Source organism: Isosphaeraceae bacterium EP7, from assembly GCA_038400315.1.
Classification (GTDB): domain Bacteria; phylum Planctomycetota; class Planctomycetia; order Isosphaerales; family Isosphaeraceae; genus EP7.
In genome coordinates, this window is sequence record CP151667.1 from 1,781,689 (window position 1) to 1,800,443 (window position 18,755).

The window sequence follows — 18,755 nt, forward strand, 5'->3', positions numbered from 1 at the left end:
TCAGATGATCCATGGTGATGTCGCGGCTCGATCAATCGCCGATAAACGTGTCAGACGTTCGCGAGATCCAAAGCCACTCGCATCGGCCCTTACCCATTAATTTATTATCATTCTAGATTGTAAAATCCCCCCCAAGACCGTACGGATCGGGGACATGGAGACGGGGAGGGTGGGCATCGCCCACGGCGTCCGGGTTCACGACGGCGGACTCCCGGATCAAGCTCAAGCGGCTGGACCCTGTCCCGGAACCCGTTGATTCGGGTGTGGCAGACGACTTGCGGTGACGCCCGGGTCGCTGGGCATGGGGTGCCCGAAGCGTTGCATCGGTCGGCCCCTCTGGAGACGATCGCGTTGCCCGTTCGATCATGAATCGGGCAGAGACCGCGAGTGTTCGTCGTGTGACCCCGCCAGGGTTTGCGAGCCTAAAAAAGAATATCAGTCATCGGCGCCAGATTGCGGTCAAGTCGAATCGGTGGGGAACCATTCGCCGTTTCGACGAAATCGGAAGAGGGCTTTCAGGTCTTGGAGCGTGGGACTGGTCGCGGCCCGGGCGGCGGGGAATTCGTCCGGAATGACCTTGCAGCTCGAATCGACGTTCGCTAGAAACGTGATCTGAATCACATCCTGATCGACCATAAATGCTCTGCAAATCAGGTGCACAGATGCGAGCACTCAAGCAATTAAGATCCGCGTTGATGGCGCTCGCCATCGTCGGAATCGCGACCTCGCAGTCCTCCGCCGGGGTGCTGTATGAGACCGGTTTCGAACCCCCGACGTTCACGCCGGGCCTGTTCCCGGGGCAGGACGGCTGGTTCGCGGGGCTCGGCCCGGACGCCGCCACGATCTCGACCGCGTTGCCGAAGGATGGGCTGCAGAGCGTGCGGATCGATGGGTCGGAGCTTCAGGAATTCTCAGGATTCCACTTCGGCTCCTACGCTCGACCCCTGAACTACGACCCGCTCGCGAGCGGCACGCCGATCGTCGTCCTGTCTTCGGACATCAACCTGACCGGCACCGAATCCGCCACTTGCGGCCTCTCGGTCGGCCTGAGTGCCGTCTTGAACGGAGAGTTTGTCGCCAACATCCTGTTCGGCGTCCAGGGGCAGAACGGGACCCTCGTTTCCTACATCTCGAACATGGACGGTTTCTCGATTAACGGCCCGGCGTACACGTTCGGCGAATGGGCGAACGTGACGGCCGTCTTCGACTTCGCGAACAGGACGGCCACCGGCTACTTCAACGGCCAGCTCATCGGCGAGGTGACCTTCACGGCCGGCATCGACGAGGGCATCCCGGCGATGAATATCGCCCTGGGATCGTCGGCTCCCATCCCCGGCACCATCGGCTATGTCGACAATTTCTCGCTCATTGCCGTCCCCGAACCCGGGACGTTGTTGATGCTGGGCATCGGAATCCTCGGCCTCGTCGGGCATACATCGCTCCGCGGCAGGGGATGGAGGGGGCGAGCCGCTTGAAAGGTGGGCGCTCCGGATCGTTCGACCGGGCTCATCGGATCGATCCGGGTTGCGGGACGGATGCAGCGGCGGGGATTTGGGGGGCAGGTGTGATGTCGGCCGGATCGGGGGGGGCGAGGCGGCGAGGATGCATCGAGGTTCCCTTTCTCGTTGGCCGGATTCGGGCCTTGTGTCGGCATGGGTTGACGTGCGATCATGTTGGCTTGCGCCCGGCCGGCGCGTAGAATCGGCCATGGACCCTCGCGACACCTCTTCCATGAGCCTTGATCTCGTCGCCACACCCCCGTGTTCGAGCCGGCGAGCCGAGGCCAATGTGGCCCGGACTCAGTTGCCGGTGCTCCAGCCGATCGACATCATGCCGCCCCATCTGCCGGCGACCGCCCGCGAGATGAAGGCGCGGGGGTGGGATTGGGTGGATGTGGTGCTGGTCAGCGGCGACGCGTACGTCGACCACCCGGCGTTCGCGATGGGGATTCTCGGGCGCGTGCTGGAGGCGGCCGGGTATCGCGTGGCGGTGCTCAGCCAGCCCGATTGGCGGAGCGCGGAGCCCTGGCGGATGTTTGGTCGGCCTCGTCTGTTCTTCGGCATCAGTGCCGGGAACATGGACAGCATGATCAACCATTACACGGCCAACAAGAAGGTCCGCAACGACGACGCGTATAGCCCGGGGGCCCAGATCGGCCTCAGGCCCGATCGCGCGACGATGCCGTATTGCCAGCGGGCCCGCGAGGCCTATCCGGGGGTCCCGGTGATCGCCGGCGGGGTCGAGGCCTCGCTGCGGCGGCTGGCGCATTACGACTACTGGAGCGACACGGTCAAGCGGTCGATCCTGCTCGACAGCAAGGCCGACCTGGTCGCCTTCGGCATGGGCGAGCAGTCGATCGTCGAGATCGCCAGGCGGCTGGACGCGGGGGAGACGGTGCGGGACCTGCGCGACATGCGGGGGGTAGCCTATGCCCTGGGGGCCAAGGAGGCTCCTCCGGAGGCGGCGATCGTGCTGCCTTCGTTCGAGGATATCAAAGCCGACCGCCACCTGTTCGCGAAGGCGACGAAGATCATCCACCAGGAGACGAACCCGCTCAACGCCAAGACCCTGGTGCAGTACCACGACAAGCAGGCGGTCGTCGCCAACCCGCCCGGCCTGCCGATCAGCCAGGAAGACATGGACCGGATCTACGGCCTGCCGTTCACGCGCAAGCCGCACCCGATGTACAAGGGGCAGACCATCCCCGCGTACGAGACGGTGAAGGATTCGGTGACGATCATGCGCGGCTGCTTCGGCGGCTGCACCTTCTGCTCGATCACGGCGCACCAGGGGCGGATCATCCAGTCGAGGTCGAAGGAGTCGATCCTGGGCGAGCTGGCCAGGATGGGCAACGACCCGAACTTCTCGGGCGTCGTCTCCGACCTGGGCGGGCCGACGGCCAATATGTACGAGATGCGCTGCACCAAGCCCGAGGTCGAGGCCAAGTGCAAGCGGCTCTCGTGCGTCCACCCGAAGCTCTGCAAGCTGCTGGGCACCGACCACGGGCCGCTCGTGGACCTGATGCGTGAGAGTCGCGACGTCGAAGGGATTAGCAAGGTCTTCGTCGCCTCGGGCATCCGGATGGACCTGGCCCAGCTCTCGCCCGAGTACATGGACGAGCTGGCCGCGCACCACGTCGGCGGCCACCTGAAGGTCGCGCCCGAGCACACCGACACCGAAGTGCTCAAGCGGATGAAGAAGCCCAACCAGGAGGACTACTCCGGGTTCGCCGATGCCTTCCGCGAGGCCAGCGCCCGCGTGGGCAAGCCCAAGCAGTATCTGGTCCCTTATTACATCGCGTCGCACCCGGGCAGCGACCTGGCCGCGATGATCGACCTGGCCTTGTTCCTGAAGCGCAACGGCTACCGACCCGACCAGGTGCAGGACTTCATCCCGGCCCCGTTTGATATCGCCACCTGCATGTATCACACGGGCCTCGACCCGTTCACTGGTGAAGAGGTCTACACGGCCAAGCACCTGAAGGACCGCAAGCTCCAGCGTGCCCTGTTGCAGTTCTTCAAGCCCGAGAACTACTTCGAGGTGCGCGACGCCCTGATGAAGGCGGGCCGCTCCGACCTGATCGGCGCGGGCTGCGACGCCCTGATCCCGGCCCAGCCCCCCCAGGCCGCGGTGCGGGCGAGGATGATCAAGGCGAACAAGGCCCTCGGCGAGGGGAAGTTCGTTCATCAGATCCCGAATTCTGAATCCAGCAAGGGCTACCGACCGGGACGCAAGACGGCGCGCCGTCAGGACAAGAAGCGCTGACACGGGATGGCGGCCGTTCAGACCCGCGACGATCGCCAAGATTTGACCGCCCGATCAGCCGCCTCGGGCTCGCCCCGAATGTTCAGAGGTTCGCCAGTACCTGGCCTCACGACATCAGGCGATCAGACGATTGGCACTTAGGTTTTCGGAATGCACTTTCCCGCGATGCGTTCGGGCAATCGCTCGGCTTGTTGATCGATCTATGCCAATAGATCCACTTGGGTTTGATCGCGGAATTCCCGAGAAAATCGATTCTGGGAAGTCGAGTGAAGTGCGCCCCCGGGACCGGACCGCCCAGACGGGGCGGTTACGGTTCAGCGACTTCCTCGGCTCGCAGAAGGAGTCAAGGCGTTTCATTCGGCCTCTGGTCGTGATGGATCACCTCAACGCAGCTTCGCGATGTTCCTCCAAAAGTGCTCCAGGCTCTCAGTGCCCCCGAACAAGGTCGTGAAGATTGTCGAGTCGGCGAGCAAGATATCACCGCCTCGGTTACCATCCGGCGGCATCCAGATCAAGGAATTAAACTCTCGGTTCCCCGCCGCGGTGAATGGATGCGGCCGGGACATGTCGATCGGTTGCATGGCCAGAACACGGATCTCTTTCGCATCCTCTTCCGTCACTGCATAGTGCGGCAGATGCAAATGGAAGTTGAACGTGGTCACGCCATTCAGTAGCCCGAGCGAGTCGAGATCCTTGTTGATGGTCAGCGGAGCGATCTGATCGGTCCCCTGCACGATGGCGGGCCGGAGGCCGAATTGATTGAGCACGGGCACTCCGAGTCCCTGCATCAGCGAGCGCGTGTACTGGCCGAAGCGCTGCTGGCGCGGCACGAGTTCGTCGCCGTGATGCTTGTACTCGATCTGACGCTGCTTGAGATCAGCGGTAAAACCGACGTCGTGGTGCGGTGCCAGGAGCAAGCACGTGCCTTCCCGTTTGAGCCATTCCCGGATCGCCTCGATCTCCCCCTGCTCGGCTTCCTGCTCAGAGACGAGGTGGTCGAGGCCGAACACCATCAAGGTGTCCGTGTCCGCGAGGACCGTCTCATCGATCGGGAGCTTGTAGCCCGCCTGATCGATGCGTTGATAGACAGCCACCGGATGCTCGGTCGTCTCGCCCACGACCTGCTGGAAGGCGACGGTGGAGCGGTGGAACAACTCGAGTGTGCCGGCGATCCCCTGGAGGAAGTTCATCCTGTCCCACTCGGACTTCTCGAAGCTCGGCCAGGCCACCCGGCGAACCTCGGTCATGGTCGAGAAACGATTATCCAGGTCGGTCGGATCACGGTTGGCTTCCCACGGATAGCTCCACGTCCAGTAGATGCTGAAACGGCGTCGACCCGGCGTGTAAGGACGCCGGACGTGGTTCTGGTTATAGGTTCGCCCGGTCTCGTTCGCCGCACTCATTGCGATGTCCTCAAGATGTCCACGGTTTCAGTGCGGATTCGTGCGGCCGTCGGGCAGGGTCGCGAGGTACCGGAGCGCGTTGAGGCCGGGCAGGAAGAAGTACGCCCCGCCCCGGACGGTCGTGAATGCCGGCAGCCCCGTGATCTTCTTGCGGATCGGTCGCCTGGGGATCTTGTATTCCAGCGTGCCGTCCTGGTTGCCGATGATCGGGTCGCGTTCGTTGGCGAGTTCGTGGAAGTTCTTGTCGTTGGCCCACACGTTTTGAGCGAACTCGAACTGGCGGATAAGGCTCCCGCAGATCACGAAGGCCGCGATCCCGCGTTCCAGGCCGTCCTCCGGCTCGCCCTCCGGCAGATGCGGCCCATAGGTCGCCCCACGACGGATCATGCGGCGCCGGTTCATGTTCGCGGCCGTGTCCCGCGGATTCATGCGACGGATGTGTGATCCCAAGGGCACGGCGTAGCCGAGGGGGTCCGATTCCTTGTAGTTGAAGTCATTGTTGCGTTGCGGGTCGGCCCCGAGGGCCGCGTCGTCCTTCTCCGGTGCCAGGACGAGCGGGGCGCCGCTGCGCCATCGGCCCATGAGCTTGGCGGCGATGAGTTCCTGTTCCTCCGACGTCTGGCCGTGCTCGCGGAGGAAGTCTCGGAACGCCCCCACATGCTCCTCCAGGCGGCGGTAGGCGGCGTAGCTGCCATTGAGGCGGAGGATCTCCGGCTCGGGTTGGCGGGCCACGTTGCCGTCCTCGTCGGGGTAGCCGAGAACGAATTCCCCGGCCTTCAGGGGGCTTCCGGAACCGGGTGTCGGCTCATCGCCCGAGCCCTCGATGACCGGCTGCGACATCCGGTCGCGGTAGCCGAAATGGTCGTGCGCGTAGCCGAACGGCGGAGTGGCGTCGAGATCGAGCGACGAGAGTACCTCCACGCCCCCGCATTTCGCGACGAGGTCGAGATGCTCCGACTGGCAACGCTCCCGTTCTGCTTGATCGCGGGCGAAGAGGATGGCGATGGCGTGGAGATCCGGGCTGGCCAGGCCACCCACCCAGTGGTCGGGGTGGTTCGCACCCGTGTCGCCAAGGACTTCCGCCCGGGCGACCATGCCCTGCTTGAACTCCTCGGGGAACGAATCCAGCGACGCCTCGCCCAGTCCCAGCGCCCGCAGGCCGTTCCAGGTGAGGCCCACGGTCACCCAGCGGCTGTTCGCGTCCATCGAGGCGCGTGCCTCGGCGGCCGACTGGACCGTCGGCAGGATGCCCGTGAGCCAACTCCGGCCGGCGGAGGGGGTACGAAAGGATAAGAACTCGTAGCGCGCCGCGAGCGCCGGCGCCCGGGCGAGCAGGATATGTTGCAAGTCGTCGAGTTCCAGCACGTCGCATCCCCTGTGGACTACTGCATCTGGTCGAGCATCGTGGAGAATGCCGCCTTGAGCCTGAGCGCTTTCTTGATCTCGTCGGCACTCACGTAAGGATACTCCCCGTATTCGAGGAAGCTTGGGCACTGGTGTTCCCGGACGAATTTGACGAAGGCCGCGGGGTTCGACTTCCAATCCTCGGGGAACCCTTCGAGGTTCTCGAAGATCGTGTTGATGCCGTATTTCGAGAAGAGTGAAACTGCGTCCTCGGTGTACTTATCGAAGTCGGTGTCGAAGATGCCCTGATACATGAAGTATGTTTCCGCACCGATGTCGAATAGCACCCAGCGCAGGTAGTGCAGCTTGAGCACCTCGAGGGCGTCGGGCAGGCCGGCGATGGTTTCCTCGATCTTCTTCCCATACGCACGGATAGTCTCCTCCGTGCCGGGCTTGATCTTCGCGATGATCGTGAAGCCATAACACGCGGGAGTCTTGGGGTAGATCGGACCATACCGTCCCTGCTTCTCGTCGAAGAATCCCCCCTTCGGGATCGCCTTGGCGGCGGGCTTCGTCCAATCGTGCTGCATGTCAGTCTTCCTGTCTGTCTTGTCGAGGGTCTTTGCTTGGTTTTGCTGGATTTCGAGCACGCCCATCGGCACGACTCACGCCCGATTGCCGCCTCGCGAGGCCTCGAACGATCACTCACGGGACGACCAGGGTGTGAATGCCATCAGGCACGATGACCTGGTCGATCGAGTCGAGGAAGGGCGCGAGGATGAAAGTATTCCGTACATCTCCCCAGCCCTGTTGTGACAACTCGTGCCTGTGGCCTGGATTCGAGAGGACGGTCCACGCGAAGGGAGGCCGGCCTTCCCGCACATCGCGAACTCGACCGCGAATCTCGAAGAAGAGGGAGCAGGGCGGTTGGAGGATCAGCCGGAAAATCATCGGCCCGCCCGAACGACCGATGAACGTTGCCCAACTCCGCCTGAGGGCCTCCGCCACGACTGGCCTTCTCGGCCGCGCACCTTCGAATTGGCCCGGATTTCCCCGATGGGCCTTGGCTTCACCGTCGGCGACCTCACTCTGGTCTTCTCAGCACATATTGGACTCGTCCCGAAACCCCCCGTCCAGATGTCGGCGGGGAACTCGGGGTGCTCGGAGGGCCGCCCGCCCGATGGAACACACCGGTCGACTGCAGGACACGAACACACACCAGCTTTGCGCGCTTCGGTTCAAAACACAGACGTGCTTCCGCTTTAGCAGGAGGAACACCCTCCTCGTGATCGACATGGCAGCGACGAGGAAGTTGGAGGATAGCCACCGGTGATCGCAATCCTGCTGCTGCGAGCGCCGGGCATGCCAATTCCTGAAGCACGAGGACGCCTGACATCGCCACCGCATGTGACTGGTCTGGGATAGACTCCTTCACCGGGGAAGAAGTGTCTGTCGCCAGAGGTTTGCAGGATCGAACGATGCAGCGGGCGTTGATGCAGTTCTCTAAGCCCGACAACGACTTCATGGTGCATGAGGCTCTGCTCAGGGCAGGTCGAGGAGACCTCATCGGAAACGGCTGCGACTGCCTGATCCCGTCACAACCGTCCAAGGCGGCACTGAGTGCGCGCAAGGAGAAGACGAATCAGTCGCTCGGGGAGGTGAAGTATGTCCGCCAGATCCCGAATCCCGAATCCAGCAAGGGCTACCGACCGGGGCGCACGACAGCGAACCGTCAGTCATCGAAACGCGAACGGAAAGGCGGCGGTTCAAGCCCTCGACCGTAACCAGTCTTTGACCGTCCTATCAGCCGCCTCGGGCTCGCCCCGAATCGTTGTATGTTCGCTAGGAGGCTTGACGGCATCGGTTGATCAGACCGAAGAGCGCGGCGCCACGCTGAAGGAAATCGTCACCGTCCGGCTGCTCACCCTTCGAGCGTCAGAGTTCGACACAGGGCGTTCCAGAGGCTCGACTGAGCTGTGCGCCATCCGGAAAGGACCTGAGCGAGCCTGCATGTCTGTTATGTCCACGGCGGACGGACCCGGCTTGTAGATTCAGTGAAAGCGCTCGCTGCGAACAACCCGGGTCGCGGCGGGCAGTCGAAGTCGTCCCGACCCCGGACCCCAACGAGCCGTGATGCCGAACCACCAGGGGCCGGGAGGACACCGGCCGACCGTCCCCCCCGCCACCGCTTCCCTCGGGCTTCTACGGTTCGAGGAGGATGCGGCGAATCTCGGCGATGGCGGCCGGATTGGTCGGCATCTTGACGTGGCCCTCGTCGATGAGGAGTTCGCTGGCGACCCCGCCGATCCGGGAGCTAGTCAGAGGCACGATGCCGTCACCGGGAGGCCTGAGGTCGTGCTTCTGCTGGAGACCGACGATGTTGTTGAAGGTGACCGCCGGCGATCGCGGCAATTGGTCGAGGGTCATGAGTAAAGGGTGCTCCTTCTCGAGCAAGTCGATACTGGTGACCGGCCGTGCGAACCCGGGGCGGAACGCGCCGGGGTTGTCACTGCGGACCCGGCGATAGGCCTCCCGGGTATCGTCCGGCAACTGGACCAGCGAATCGGCCAGCCGGCCGATGGCGGCGTTGGCCATGCTCGCCCCGCGGTGAGGGGTCGCCAGGTAGATCACCCGTCCTATGGATGGCTGCGGCTCGAAGAAGAGGGTCTCGGAGAGCAGCCGGCTCGTCTCTGGCTCGAGGGAAAGCGACTCCAGCGGGCGAGAGAACACCGTCTCCCAGATGGCCTGGCTGGACCCGGTGACCTGGGCCTTCGAGACCAGTCCACCCATGCTGTACCCGACAAGCACCATCCGGCCGAGAGCCGGGTCGTTATTGCCGGGATCGAAGGTCGCTCGGGCTCGATTGAGATCACCGCGCAACAGCCGCGCGCTGCGGAGGAAGTTGTTGCCCGTCGCATAGGAGTAGGCCCAGAACTGATACCGGGCGTTGAGCACCGGGTCGGATCGAAGGTCGTTGAGCATCTGCGCGAAGTCGAGGGGCGTGTTGCGTAGGCCGTGGACCAGGACCACGGGGATTTTGCCGGGCTGGTATGGCTCGAAGACGTACAGGCCCTCGCCCTCCCCAAAGTCGCCGGGCCGTAGGAACGCGAGCGAACCGATCCGCGACCCTCGGGATGTCGCCCAAAACTGAGACATCGGCGCGTCAAAATCCGCTGCCAGTCGAATTATCCGAGATCCCAGGGCCACTGCGTCGACCCGCCAGGGGTCGATCAATTCCAGTTGATCGCCGGCTGGGTCGGGGGCCGCGGCACCGAACCAGGCCGCCAGGTCGGGGCGGAGGACCGCCGTGGCGGCGAACGGGTGGCTCCGCGCCAGGAAGGGCGTCGTCTTGTTCAGGTCCACGCGCTGGACCACCTCGACGGCCCCGAACCCAGTTCGTGCGTGCTGCGTTTTGATGCCCGGCATCGGCTCGATGGTCGCCGGGTCGACGAGCATCGAGAAGTCCTGCGGCGACCAGACGAACCCCCGGTGCACGATTGGCACCACGACCCGGCGACCATCCCGGACGATCTCCAACCGCGATCGCGCATCGATCCGCCCGAACGCCGCTGCGGCCTGGAGGCATCTGTGGAGCGAGTCGTTGTACAGGCAGATTGCCTCTCGACACGCGGGCGAGTCGAGGTTGTCCTCGTTCAGTGCGAGTACGCCATAGGCTTCGACGGCCGCCGCGTAGAACAGGTCGACGCCGTCGGCGCAATCCTCGACGATGGCCCGCGACGCCCGCTCGCTCAGGGCGATGGCCCGTTCCAGCGAGGGCGACGCCACCGATTCGGACGCCTCCGACACCGACGCGATGCACACTCCCGCGAGGACTAGGGCAACGAAGTGCCCCCCCCAGACAGACCGCCTCGCAGACGGCACCAGAATGTCACTCATCGACGCTCGCTCCATCGAGCAGTCCGGCTCGCCGGCAGTGGCGCGATGGGCTGTCCTCGCCCCCGAACTCTCGTCCTTGATCTCCCCGCCACGCCAGGCTCCGGTCGTAACGCTCGCGAAGCGGCACGACCGCCTTCAACTATCGCTAGCCCTGGCATAAATCCTGATGCTAACTTGGCATCCCGCCGAGTTGGGATTGCCGGCTACGCGAGTCGTGGGGTCTGTATGGCCGTCTTCTTGTTCTCGAAGCGGGTGGCCCGGACAATTCGACGGACTGTCCTCCGCCGGCGAGGCCACTCGCCTCAGGGAGCCCATGCGACGGACCAGTAAGCACACACAGCGATCCGAAAGCAGGACGTCGAGTCAAATGAGTGCTCATCCGGTCGAGCAGACCTCGCATGGGGCGGGGAAATGGGGACGAGGGGGAAATGGGGACACAGGCTAGTTTCAACCTCCCTCCAGGTCTCTCCCGAAAGAGGTCAGGTCCGGCTGGCCCGAGGGATGTTTCGCCCGAATCCTTGGCAAGAGTCGAAACCAACCGTATCGGCCTTGGGCATCATCGCCCCGCGCTCCCGGGAACCGTGACGTTATTGCGGACCACGAACTCATTCCGGTCTAAACCGGCCGATGCCCGTTTTCAATCGTGGCGACCAGGAAACGCCAGTAGGACGATTAAGCTGAGTGTGAGACGGCAATGTTGGTGCCCGGCAGTAGTCACATGCTATTCGTGAGATCTCCGCGTATACTGGGCTTGATGGAGATCGTCCATAACATCGCCTCGTTCATGTCTCACAGGGGCCTCGACCCGTTCACGGGTGAAGAGGTCTACACGGCCAAGCACCTGATGGACCGCGAGCTCCAGCGTGCCCTGTTGCAGTTCTTCAAGCCCGAGAACTACTTCGAGGTGCGCGACGCCCTGATCCCGGCCCAGCCCCCAAGGCCGCGGTGCGGGCCCGGATGCTCAAGGCGAACAAGGCCCTCGGCGAGGGGAAGTACGTCCACGAACTGAAGCCGCAGGGGTCCGCCATCGGGCAGGACCATCCCACGCTGACGAACAACGCCCGGCCGGCCGCGAGGCCCGCGAACGAGGGCGGGCAGGGGGGCGGCTATCGCCCGGGCCGCAAGACGGCCAAGCGGCGATCCCGCTGAAGTCCGCATTCTTCCACATCGTCTCCGCGATCACGACCGAAAGGATGGGCGACGGCGGAGCAATCAGCCCGCCACGCCCGACGCAGGCCTCCCCTATGAACCGACCCCGAAATCGTCCCAAGCCCACCCGCAACCGGCCCGAGCCGGGCCTGATCAAGCCGTCTAGCCGGCCTGAGCAGCCGCTCATGGTCGAATACATCGCCGGCTCCGAGTCCCAGCAGAAGCCTGCCGGCGACCGCAAGCCCAGGGGCCAGCGCGGCCGGGGCGGCAAGGGGAAGGCACCGCCCAAGCAGCCGCAGTCGACGGAACGCCAGGGGCAAGGGCAAGGGGGCGGATCCAAGAGCTCCGACCAGCAACAGCAGAAGAAGCGCGGGTCGCGGCGGCCGGGACCGGGTCAGGCTCATGGGCCATTGACCCAGGATCGCGTGCGGACCGACCAGAGCCGGCGTGCCTTCGAAGGGGCAGGCCGGGGCCGCGACATGACCAAGGGCTCCCAACGTGACGCCCCTGTCGTCCCCCAGGTCCGCGTCGCGCAGGTGATCCCGCTGGGGATGCTCGCCGAGGAGACCGCTCGCATCGCGGGTCAGGTCGAGGCGGCCGTGATCAACGAGGGGAAGCGGGCCGACCGCCTGCTCTCGTCGCTGCTGCGCACCAGGCGCGACCTCGCCTTGCCCGACCAGCGATTCATCGCCCGGGCCACGTTCGCACTCTTCCGCTGGCGCGGTTGGCTCGACTCGACCCACGTGACGACCCCGCTCGATCGTCTGCTCATCGCCGGCCTGCTCGATGCGCCCGCCGTCTCGCCCGTGCATCGGATGTGGGCCAAGATCGTCGGCCGCGACCCCGACATGCTCGTCAACGGCGGCGATGCTCCCAACTGGACGGCCAGGGCCGAGGTCCTGAAGCGGCTCGTCGGTCACCACGCGATCAACGCCGACCCCTGGCGTCTCTTCCCCACCTGGCTGCGCGAGCACCTGCCGCTGCCTCCGGGCGGCGCCCCGCCCAAGCAGAAGTACCTCGAGCTGCTCGAGTCGATGCAGCATCGGCCGCCGCTCTGGGTGCGGGTGCAGGGGGCCGATCCCAAGGTGCTCTGGGACGAGCTTTCGAAGTCGGGGGTCCGCCCATGGATCCACCGGACCCTGCTGGGATCGGGCAAGCTCGACCCCGACTCCGACGTCCACCACCTGGCCGCGTTCACGCGCGGGCATCTGGAGATCCAGGACCTCGCCTCCCAGGCCGTCGGGTTCGTCTGCGACCCCGACCCGGGCAACCGCTGGTGGGACGCGTGCGCTGGGGCAGGCGGCAAGTCGTTGCATCTTGCCTCGCTGATGCAGGGCAAGGGGCAGATCGTCGCCACCGACGTCTACGAGCGGGTGCTCAAGGAGACCGTCCGCCGGGCGCGTCGGAGCCCGTTCCGCAACATCACGACGAAGCTCTGGGACGGCAAGCGGGTCGCTGGCAAGCCGGGCAGCTTCGACGGCGTGCTGGTCGACGCCCCTTGCTCGGGAATAGGCACCTGGAGGCGTAACCCCGACGCCCGCTGGACGCTCGAGCGAGAGTCGATCCCCAGGCTGGCCGAGACCCAGGCGCAGATCCTCAAGACGGCCGCCCAGGGCGTGAAGGCGGGCGGGACCCTGGTCTACTCGGTCTGCACGCTCACCCCGTCGGAGACGCGCAACGTCATCCGGCCGTTCCTGGAAGCCCATCCCGACTTCCAACTCGACCCGTTCCCCCACCCGTTCAACGGCGAGCCGACCGACGGGACCTTGCAAATCTGGCCCCAGGACGGCGACTGCGACGCCATGTTCATCGCCCGGATGATCCGCACCCGTTAGTCTCAGTGCCATCGATTTCCCATTGAGGCCGAGACGCACCCCCACGTCCCTGGACCCCGAGCCCTCGCGCGATGATCGACTACGACCCGCACGCCTGGCATGCGCATCTGCTGGACATCAAAGGGTCAATGGTCCGCGAGATCCTCGCGCGGGTCCTGACCTGCGTCGGCTGGTCGGCCGTCGTGGTGCTGGCCCATCTGCGATATCCCTGGCTCATCGCCCCCACAACGGTTCATACCCTTGTGGGGGTGGCCCTGGGCTTGCTGCTGGTCTTCCGGACGAGCTCCTCGAATGACCGCTATACCGAGGGGCGCAAGCTCTGGGGCGGGATCGTCAACGAGTGTCGCAGCCTGAACATGGCGGCGAGGGTCCACCTGGCCGGAGATCCCGACCTGCTCGCGCGTGTCGTGCTCTGGACGGCCGCGTTCCCTTACTCTTGCATGAGGGCCCTGCGCAGCCAGGATGGGCTGGGCCCGCCCGCCGGCAGGCTGCCCGAGGACGAAGTCCGCCGGGCTCTGGACTCATCGCATACCCCTTCGAGCGTGGCTCGAGAGATCGCCCTGGGGCTCGCCGAGGCCCGCCGCCGGGGCTCGCTCAACGACCCGCTCCATTCCGTGCTGGAGCAGAATGTCCAGCGCCTCATCGACCTGATCGGCGGATGCGAGCGAATCAGGAGCACACCGCTCCCATTCGTCTACGTCGTGCACCTGCGCAGGGCGCTCATCCTGTATTGCTACACGCTGCCGCTCGCCCTGGTCGACACGTATGGCTGGCTGACCGTGCCCGCGACGCTGCTCCTGGCCTACACGTTCTTCGGGATCGAGGAGATTGGCGTCGAGATCGAGGACCCATTCGGCTTCGACTGTAACGACCTGCCGCTGGATCAGATTTGCGCCAAGATCGAGGCCAATCTCCTGACCGAGCCCCTGCCGCAACTTGTCGAGCCCGCCGGGGCGGCGGCCTGAACGGGCGAGATCGCCTGTCGGTCGACGCGAGCCGCCCACGCGCGTTTGCGGCGTGGGCGGTAATCATGGAGAGAGGTCTCTTCGGCGGGCCTTCGATCAGCCTCCGCTACCCCAGTTGAAGAAGTAGGGGAACGGGAACGGGCCGGGGCCCGTCACGAAGCGGTCGAGGTCGTAGATCGGCACATAGCAGCCGCCCGCGTAGTACATCCCCACCGGGGCATTGGGGTGGAAGATCTGGCGAGTCCAGCGTGCCGCTTTGCTCTTGGGGATGCAGTTCTGGCAGAGGGTGCTGGCGCCGGGCGAGCCGCGGAAATTGGGGGTGTTGCACGAGGTGCAATTCCCCTTCCAGCGCATGCCATAGAGCCCGCCGTCAATCACCAGATTCGGGTGCTTGAGGTTGGGCGGGTTCCAGCGCGTGTCATACCAGTCGTCGCGGTCCTTGTCGTGCGGCAAGCCCGAAGTAATCGACATGTGCCGATAAAGTAGGCCACTCCGCAGATTGGGGTCGGCGACGTGCGGCTGGGGGACCTGGGCCTGGGCCCGACCGGCCTGGGCGAAGGTCAGGGCGGCCATCGCCAGGGCCAGTGTCGTAAGCTTGGTCAGACTGGGTCGGGTCATCGTCCCTCACCTCCTGTGAGCTTCGGCCTCGTCTTCCGTCCATCCATGGGTCGAGGCCCGGCGAACGGCCGCCGGGCCCCTTTGTTGAAATCCGTCCGGGGAGTGTCCATCCCTCGGCCTATCCCGAACCGTCGGCCCCGTATCAGGGGGTGTAGGGGGGGAAGGAGAGGAAGTCACGCGGCGAGCGGACCGGGTTGATGTAGGGCACATAGCCGGGGGTGATGGGCACCGGCCCGCCTGGCCCGACGAAGTACTGGATCTTGTTGTGGTGGAGCTTGCCCAGCAGGCCCGCCTTCAGGCCGCCCAGCTTGTCGCCGAGGCAGGACTTGCAGCCCTTGCCGCCGCACAAGCCGCAGCCACCCTTGTTGAACAGGCCGAGTCCGCCGCACTTCCCGCAGCCCTTGCCGAAGCACGAGCCGCAAGCGTCGCCGCTGAACAGGCCCTTACCGCCGCAAGCACCGCAGCCGAGGCCTTTGCCGCCGCAGGGGCCGCAGATCTTCGAGAGCAGTCCGCCGTGACCCAGGCCGCAGCCGGGATCGGAGCAGGGGTCGCCAAAGTAACCCTGCGAGGAGGCGACGACACCCTGGCCGCTGGGGATGATCGCCGGCGACTGGTTCGACGCGATCACGACGCCGCCACCGTGGTGGCCATGCTTGCCAACGCCGTAGCTCGATCCGAGCCCGCCGCAGGAATCGCACCCGGCATTGCCGTGGCCGAGACCGCCGCCACCGTGACCGAGGCCACAGCCGCCGCCGAAGAGCCCGCAGCCCTTGCCGAGCCCGCCGCCGCCGTGGCCGCCGAAGTGGCCACCGCCGCCGCCGTGGCCGCCGCAATTGCCGTCGGCACAGTCGCCGCCGCCATGTCCGGCGTGTCCCAGGCCCGAGAACTTCCCTTTGAGCAGGCCGACATGCTTGCCGAGCTTGCCCGAGAGATCCTTGCCTACGTAATGACCGTAGGGGATCGGGGGGGCCATGTACGGACCGCCCGTATTCACGTCGATCGCGGGGGAGAGCGACGGGATCGTCTTGTGGAAGAGCCTCCCGTCGGCCATCACCGATGACGCAGCCAGGCCGACCATGGCCAGCCCGAGCGTAACTCCCCGCCAAATTCCGAGGCGCATGATCACTCCCTTATCGTTCTCGGTGTGCTCCCTCCTGGAGTGTCCGGTCTCGGGCGGCGCCGGCCGCGGACTCCTGTCCATCGGCCGATGTCCCGTGCGCGAACGCCTTGCCCATTTCGGCCACCTCTCCGACGACACCTCGGCGGATCGCTCCGTCAAAGGTTCCATCGAATAGGAAGGTCTGGTGAGCCTGGCAGTCACAGTCACCCAGATGATCGGCGTAAGCTGGGCGACTTCTGAAATGGAACTGGGAATTGGGGCGATCGACGTCGACGACCGGAGGCCGCCGGAGGTCGCAAGCGACGTCCGGCGGCCTCTGGAAATTGCGTTCGAAGGGCAGGGGCCCGCGCGACCTGATTAGCGGCCGCCGTAGACCATCGAGGCGGGCAGCTCGCTGATCGGCCCGCCGGCATTGCCGTAGGAGATCTTGGCGTGCTGTTCGCGGGCCTTCTGCTCGCGGGCCTCACGCCCGGCCCGGCCGATGCCTTCGAAGCCGAAGAGGTGGGCCAGGACCCGGGGGCGGGCGTTGGCACCGCTCGACGCGGGGGTCGGGGCGGGAGGGATCGGGCCGTTCATCGGCACCGGGCCTTGCGGGCGGGTCATCCCGGCGTGGCCGCGGGCGAGCGGGTCAATCCGGTCGGCGACGGAGTAGGGGGCCGGGGCACCCGCGTTGTAGTTGGTCTGCACGACACCGACCGGGACCGGTTCGGCGCCGGCGATGCCCATATTGCCCGTGGGCTGGCCATGGCCGAGGTCGCCAACGACCGCATGACCGGCGGCTTCGTCCGACGACTCGATCGGCATGCCCACCATCGTGACGACCTCGCCACCGGCCGCGGCGGCCTGCTGGCAGGAGGTGCAGACGCTGCCGGCGGGGATCCGGGCGGGAAGGGCGTCGGGCGGCGGGGGGACGAAGATCCCCTGCGAGGCAAGCTTGGCTCGCTGGCACTCGATGCAAGGGCGAGCCTTGCGGAACATGCCTCGCTCGTGTTTGTGGGCATGCGAGTGGCCGGCCTCACCCTCGACGACCGTGACGGCCTGGGTCGGGGCCGAATGGCCGGCGGGCGACCTGGTGGCCGCCGACTGGGCCAGTGCAGAGGCGGGCGCGGCGATGGCGCCGAGCAAGGTCAGGCCGATGGGGACGATCCGACGCATCTGGGAACTCCTTTTCCCGGGGCCGATCCCAGGGGCGTTCGCGACCCTTCGGGCCGGGGTCGCGGTGGGACCGACATCGAAACTCAAGGCAGGAAGGTCGCGGGCTCCGCCGACGACGCTCCGGACGACTCACTCTCATGATCGGCCGCCAGGCCTCCCCGGCATTGGCGAAACTTCCGGATGAATCCCCAAGAACCTCCCGGCGTGCAAATCCGGACCGTCTACGGACCACTCTGGCGTGACGCGTCGCCGCCGAACACAATCCGACGGCCGACCGCCAACCGAACATAGCAACTCGCCCACGGCGTCAGAGACTTGGAGTCAGGATGCAACTCTATTTCGCCGGCCCCCTGTTCACCCAGGCCGAACGCACCTGGAACGCCCTGATGGCCGCGGAACTGTCGGCCGCGGGCCACTCGGTCTTCCTGCCGCAAGTCGAGGTCAAGGCGATCGCATCGCTCGAAGCCGACGCAATCTTCCGGGTCGACATCGACGGCGTCCGAAGGGCGGACGCCCTGGTGGCGATCCTCGACGGGGCCGACGCCGACAGCGGGACCTGCTTCGAGTGCGGAGTCGCTTACGCCCTGGGGATCCCCATCGTGCTGGTCCGGACCGACTTCCGCGGCGGCGGCGATGCCCTCCCCGGTCAGGCCGTCTGTAGCCTGAATTTGATGCTCTCGCAGGCCGCCTCCGAGGTCGTGCATCTGCCGGACCCCGGGACACGCTTCGAGGACGTCGCACGGGCGATCCTCGAGGCCCTGAACTCGGTGCCCGCGTCGGTCGAGCCGATCGGGCGTGCCGCGAAACCCTGAGAGAACCTCGTTTTCTCGATCGGGATTCTGCGTCTTGCCCCTTGCCACCATATCGGCCCCGTGAGACGTTCTGATCGGGACGCCGACGTCGAAAGCTGCGTGAGTGCGATGCTGCGCGGTTCGATGGCGACCGCCCTTATATTTCAGATCCTGGAACTGGTCCCTCCGGAGCAACGGTCCATGCTGCGAATCTCGAAGGTTGAAGCCACGCTTGCCGGCCTGGCGATGATGCTCGCCGGCTCCTTCTCCGCCGAAGCCTACTTCGCCGAGACGCCGACGATCAAGGAAATCATGGGCAAGCTCTGCAAAGGCCCCAAGTCGCTGACGCCGACGATCGCCAAGGAGTTGAAGGCCGAGAATCCCGACTGGACGACGCTGGAGACGCAGTCCAAGGAATTCGCCGTGCTCGCCGCCGACCTGCTGAAAAACACCCCTGCGAAGGGGACGGATGACTCCTGGAAGAAGCTGGCGGGCGACTACTCCACCCAGGCGACCTCGCTGGAGAAGGCGACCGCCAAGAAGAACAAGGAAGCGGCCCTCGAAGCCCACGGCAAGCTGGCCGCGTCCTGCAAGGCCTGCCACTCCCAGCACAAGGGCAAGTGACCGCCGGCACCGGCGTCTCGATTTGAGGCGAGCGAAACCGGTGTGACTGGCGGCCTTTTCCGCCCCGAATCAAATGCCGGAGGCCCGGG

15 protein-coding genes are annotated in these 18,755 nt (G+C 65.6%); 8 read left to right on the plus strand and 7 right to left on the minus strand.

What is annotated here, in order from left to right:
* Positions 1–695 precede the first annotated feature (695 nt).
* On the plus strand, positions 696–1,475 hold the full coding sequence (locus tag EP7_RS06935; RefSeq protein ID WP_463527059.1) for a PEP-CTERM sorting domain-containing protein: 780 nt from the start codon (positions 696–698) through the stop codon (positions 1,473–1,475).
* A 355-nt stretch (positions 1,476–1,830) separates the two neighbouring features.
* Positions 1,831–3,765, plus strand: a complete 1,935-nt coding sequence (locus EP7_RS06940; RefSeq protein WP_463528376.1) for a YgiQ family radical SAM protein — start codon at positions 1,831–1,833, stop codon at positions 3,763–3,765.
* Positions 3,766–4,148: 383 nt separating this feature from the next.
* Here the strand turns inward: EP7_RS06940 and EP7_RS06945 are convergent, their stop codons facing one another.
* The 3 genes from EP7_RS06945 to EP7_RS06955 are packed head-to-tail and all read right to left on the minus strand — an operon-like array spanning position 4,149 to position 7,102.
* The gene (locus EP7_RS06945; protein WP_463527061.1) at positions 4,149–5,168 is read right to left on the minus strand and encodes a hypothetical protein; all 1,020 of its coding nucleotides are present in this window, start codon (positions 5,166–5,168) and stop codon (positions 4,149–4,151) included.
* A 27-nt stretch (positions 5,169–5,195) separates the two neighbouring features.
* Positions 5,196–6,533 carry a Dyp-type peroxidase gene (locus EP7_RS06950; RefSeq protein WP_463527063.1) on the minus strand — a complete coding sequence of 446 codons (1,338 nt, stop codon included), beginning with the start codon at positions 6,531–6,533 and terminating at the stop codon, positions 5,196–5,198.
* A 17-nt stretch (positions 6,534–6,550) separates the two neighbouring features.
* Complete coding sequence (locus EP7_RS06955) at positions 6,551–7,102, minus strand: hypothetical protein (protein ID WP_463527065.1); 552 nt, start codon at positions 7,100–7,102, stop codon at positions 6,551–6,553.
* Positions 7,103–7,906: 804 nt separating this feature from the next.
* On the opposite strand from EP7_RS06955, the gene EP7_RS06960 reads away from it, so the two are divergent.
* The gene (locus tag EP7_RS06960) at positions 7,907–8,296 is read left to right on the plus strand and encodes a DUF3362 domain-containing protein (RefSeq protein WP_463528377.1); all 390 of its coding nucleotides are present in this window, start codon (positions 7,907–7,909) and stop codon (positions 8,294–8,296) included.
* Positions 8,297–8,714: 418 nt separating this feature from the next.
* On the opposite strand, the gene EP7_RS06965 is transcribed toward EP7_RS06960, so the two are convergent.
* Positions 8,715–10,298 (minus strand): esterase/lipase family protein, encoded by a 1,584-nt coding sequence (locus EP7_RS06965; protein WP_463527067.1) that lies wholly within the window; start codon positions 10,296–10,298, stop codon positions 8,715–8,717.
* A gap of 1,068 nt (positions 10,299–11,366) precedes the next feature.
* Between EP7_RS06965 and EP7_RS06970 the strand changes: the two genes are divergently transcribed.
* The 3 genes from EP7_RS06970 to EP7_RS06980 all read left to right on the plus strand — a co-directional run bounded on the left by EP7_RS06970 (position 11,367) and on the right by EP7_RS06980 (position 14,358).
* Positions 11,367–11,558, plus strand: a complete 192-nt coding sequence (locus tag EP7_RS06970; RefSeq protein WP_463527069.1) for a hypothetical protein — start codon at positions 11,367–11,369, stop codon at positions 11,556–11,558.
* A 95-nt stretch (positions 11,559–11,653) separates the two neighbouring features.
* Positions 11,654–13,393 carry an RsmB/NOP family class I SAM-dependent RNA methyltransferase gene (locus tag EP7_RS06975; protein ID WP_463527071.1) on the plus strand — a complete coding sequence of 580 codons (1,740 nt, stop codon included), beginning with the start codon at positions 11,654–11,656 and terminating at the stop codon, positions 13,391–13,393.
* 71 nt (positions 13,394–13,464) lie between these two features.
* Complete coding sequence (locus EP7_RS06980; protein ID WP_463527073.1) at positions 13,465–14,358, plus strand: bestrophin family protein; 894 nt, start codon at positions 13,465–13,467, stop codon at positions 14,356–14,358.
* A gap of 96 nt (positions 14,359–14,454) precedes the next feature.
* Here EP7_RS06980 and EP7_RS06985 read toward each other — a convergent pair whose 3' ends face one another.
* The 3 genes from EP7_RS06985 to EP7_RS06995 all read right to left on the minus strand — a co-directional run bounded on the left by EP7_RS06985 (position 14,455) and on the right by EP7_RS06995 (position 17,251).
* Positions 14,455–14,976, minus strand: coding sequence for a hypothetical protein (locus tag EP7_RS06985; RefSeq protein WP_463527075.1), 522 nt, complete (start codon positions 14,974–14,976; stop codon positions 14,455–14,457).
* A gap of 142 nt (positions 14,977–15,118) precedes the next feature.
* Complete coding sequence (locus EP7_RS06990) at positions 15,119–16,096, minus strand: hypothetical protein (RefSeq protein WP_463527077.1); 978 nt, start codon at positions 16,094–16,096, stop codon at positions 15,119–15,121.
* Positions 16,097–16,453: 357 nt separating this feature from the next.
* A complete protein-coding gene (locus tag EP7_RS06995) occupies positions 16,454–17,251 on the minus strand; it encodes a hypothetical protein (RefSeq protein WP_463527079.1) in 798 nt (265 codons plus the stop codon).
* Positions 17,252–17,577: 326 nt separating this feature from the next.
* Here EP7_RS06995 and EP7_RS07000 point away from each other — a divergent pair, with 326 nt between their 5' ends.
* Both EP7_RS07000 and EP7_RS07005 read left to right on the plus strand, forming a co-directional pair.
* Positions 17,578–18,063 carry a nucleoside 2-deoxyribosyltransferase gene (locus EP7_RS07000; RefSeq protein ID WP_463527081.1) on the plus strand — a complete coding sequence of 162 codons (486 nt, stop codon included), beginning with the start codon at positions 17,578–17,580 and terminating at the stop codon, positions 18,061–18,063.
* A gap of 180 nt (positions 18,064–18,243) precedes the next feature.
* Complete coding sequence (locus EP7_RS07005) at positions 18,244–18,666, plus strand: cytochrome C (RefSeq protein WP_463527082.1); 423 nt, start codon at positions 18,244–18,246, stop codon at positions 18,664–18,666.
* Positions 18,667–18,755 lie beyond the last annotated feature (89 nt).

Bases quoted from the DNA above. Each gene is read 5' to 3' on its own strand.
- EP7_RS06935 (WP_463527059.1), top strand. From the start codon at position 696: ATGGCGCTCGCCATCGTCGGAATCGCGACCTCGCAGTCCTCCGCCGGG.
- EP7_RS06940 (WP_463528376.1), top strand. From the start codon at position 1,831: ATGCCGCCCCATCTGCCGGCGACCGCCCGCGAGATGAAGGCGCGGGGG.
- EP7_RS06945 (WP_463527061.1), bottom strand. From the start codon at position 5,168: ATGAGTGCGGCGAACGAGACCGGGCGAACCTATAACCAGAACCACGTC.
- EP7_RS06955 (WP_463527065.1), bottom strand. From the start codon at position 7,102: ATGCAGCACGATTGGACGAAGCCCGCCGCCAAGGCGATCCCGAAGGGG.
- EP7_RS06970 (WP_463527069.1), top strand. From the start codon at position 11,367: ATGCTCAAGGCGAACAAGGCCCTCGGCGAGGGGAAGTACGTCCACGAA.
- EP7_RS06975 (WP_463527071.1), top strand. From the start codon at position 11,654: ATGAACCGACCCCGAAATCGTCCCAAGCCCACCCGCAACCGGCCCGAG.
- EP7_RS06980 (WP_463527073.1), top strand. From the start codon at position 13,465: ATGATCGACTACGACCCGCACGCCTGGCATGCGCATCTGCTGGACATC.
- EP7_RS06985 (WP_463527075.1), bottom strand. From the start codon at position 14,976: ATGACCCGACCCAGTCTGACCAAGCTTACGACACTGGCCCTGGCGATG.
- EP7_RS06990 (WP_463527077.1), bottom strand. From the start codon at position 16,096: ATGCGCCTCGGAATTTGGCGGGGAGTTACGCTCGGGCTGGCCATGGTC.
- EP7_RS06995 (WP_463527079.1), bottom strand. From the start codon at position 17,251: ATGCGTCGGATCGTCCCCATCGGCCTGACCTTGCTCGGCGCCATCGCC.
- EP7_RS07000 (WP_463527081.1), top strand. From the start codon at position 17,578: ATGCAACTCTATTTCGCCGGCCCCCTGTTCACCCAGGCCGAACGCACC.
- EP7_RS07005 (WP_463527082.1), top strand. From the start codon at position 18,244: ATGCTGCGAATCTCGAAGGTTGAAGCCACGCTTGCCGGCCTGGCGATG.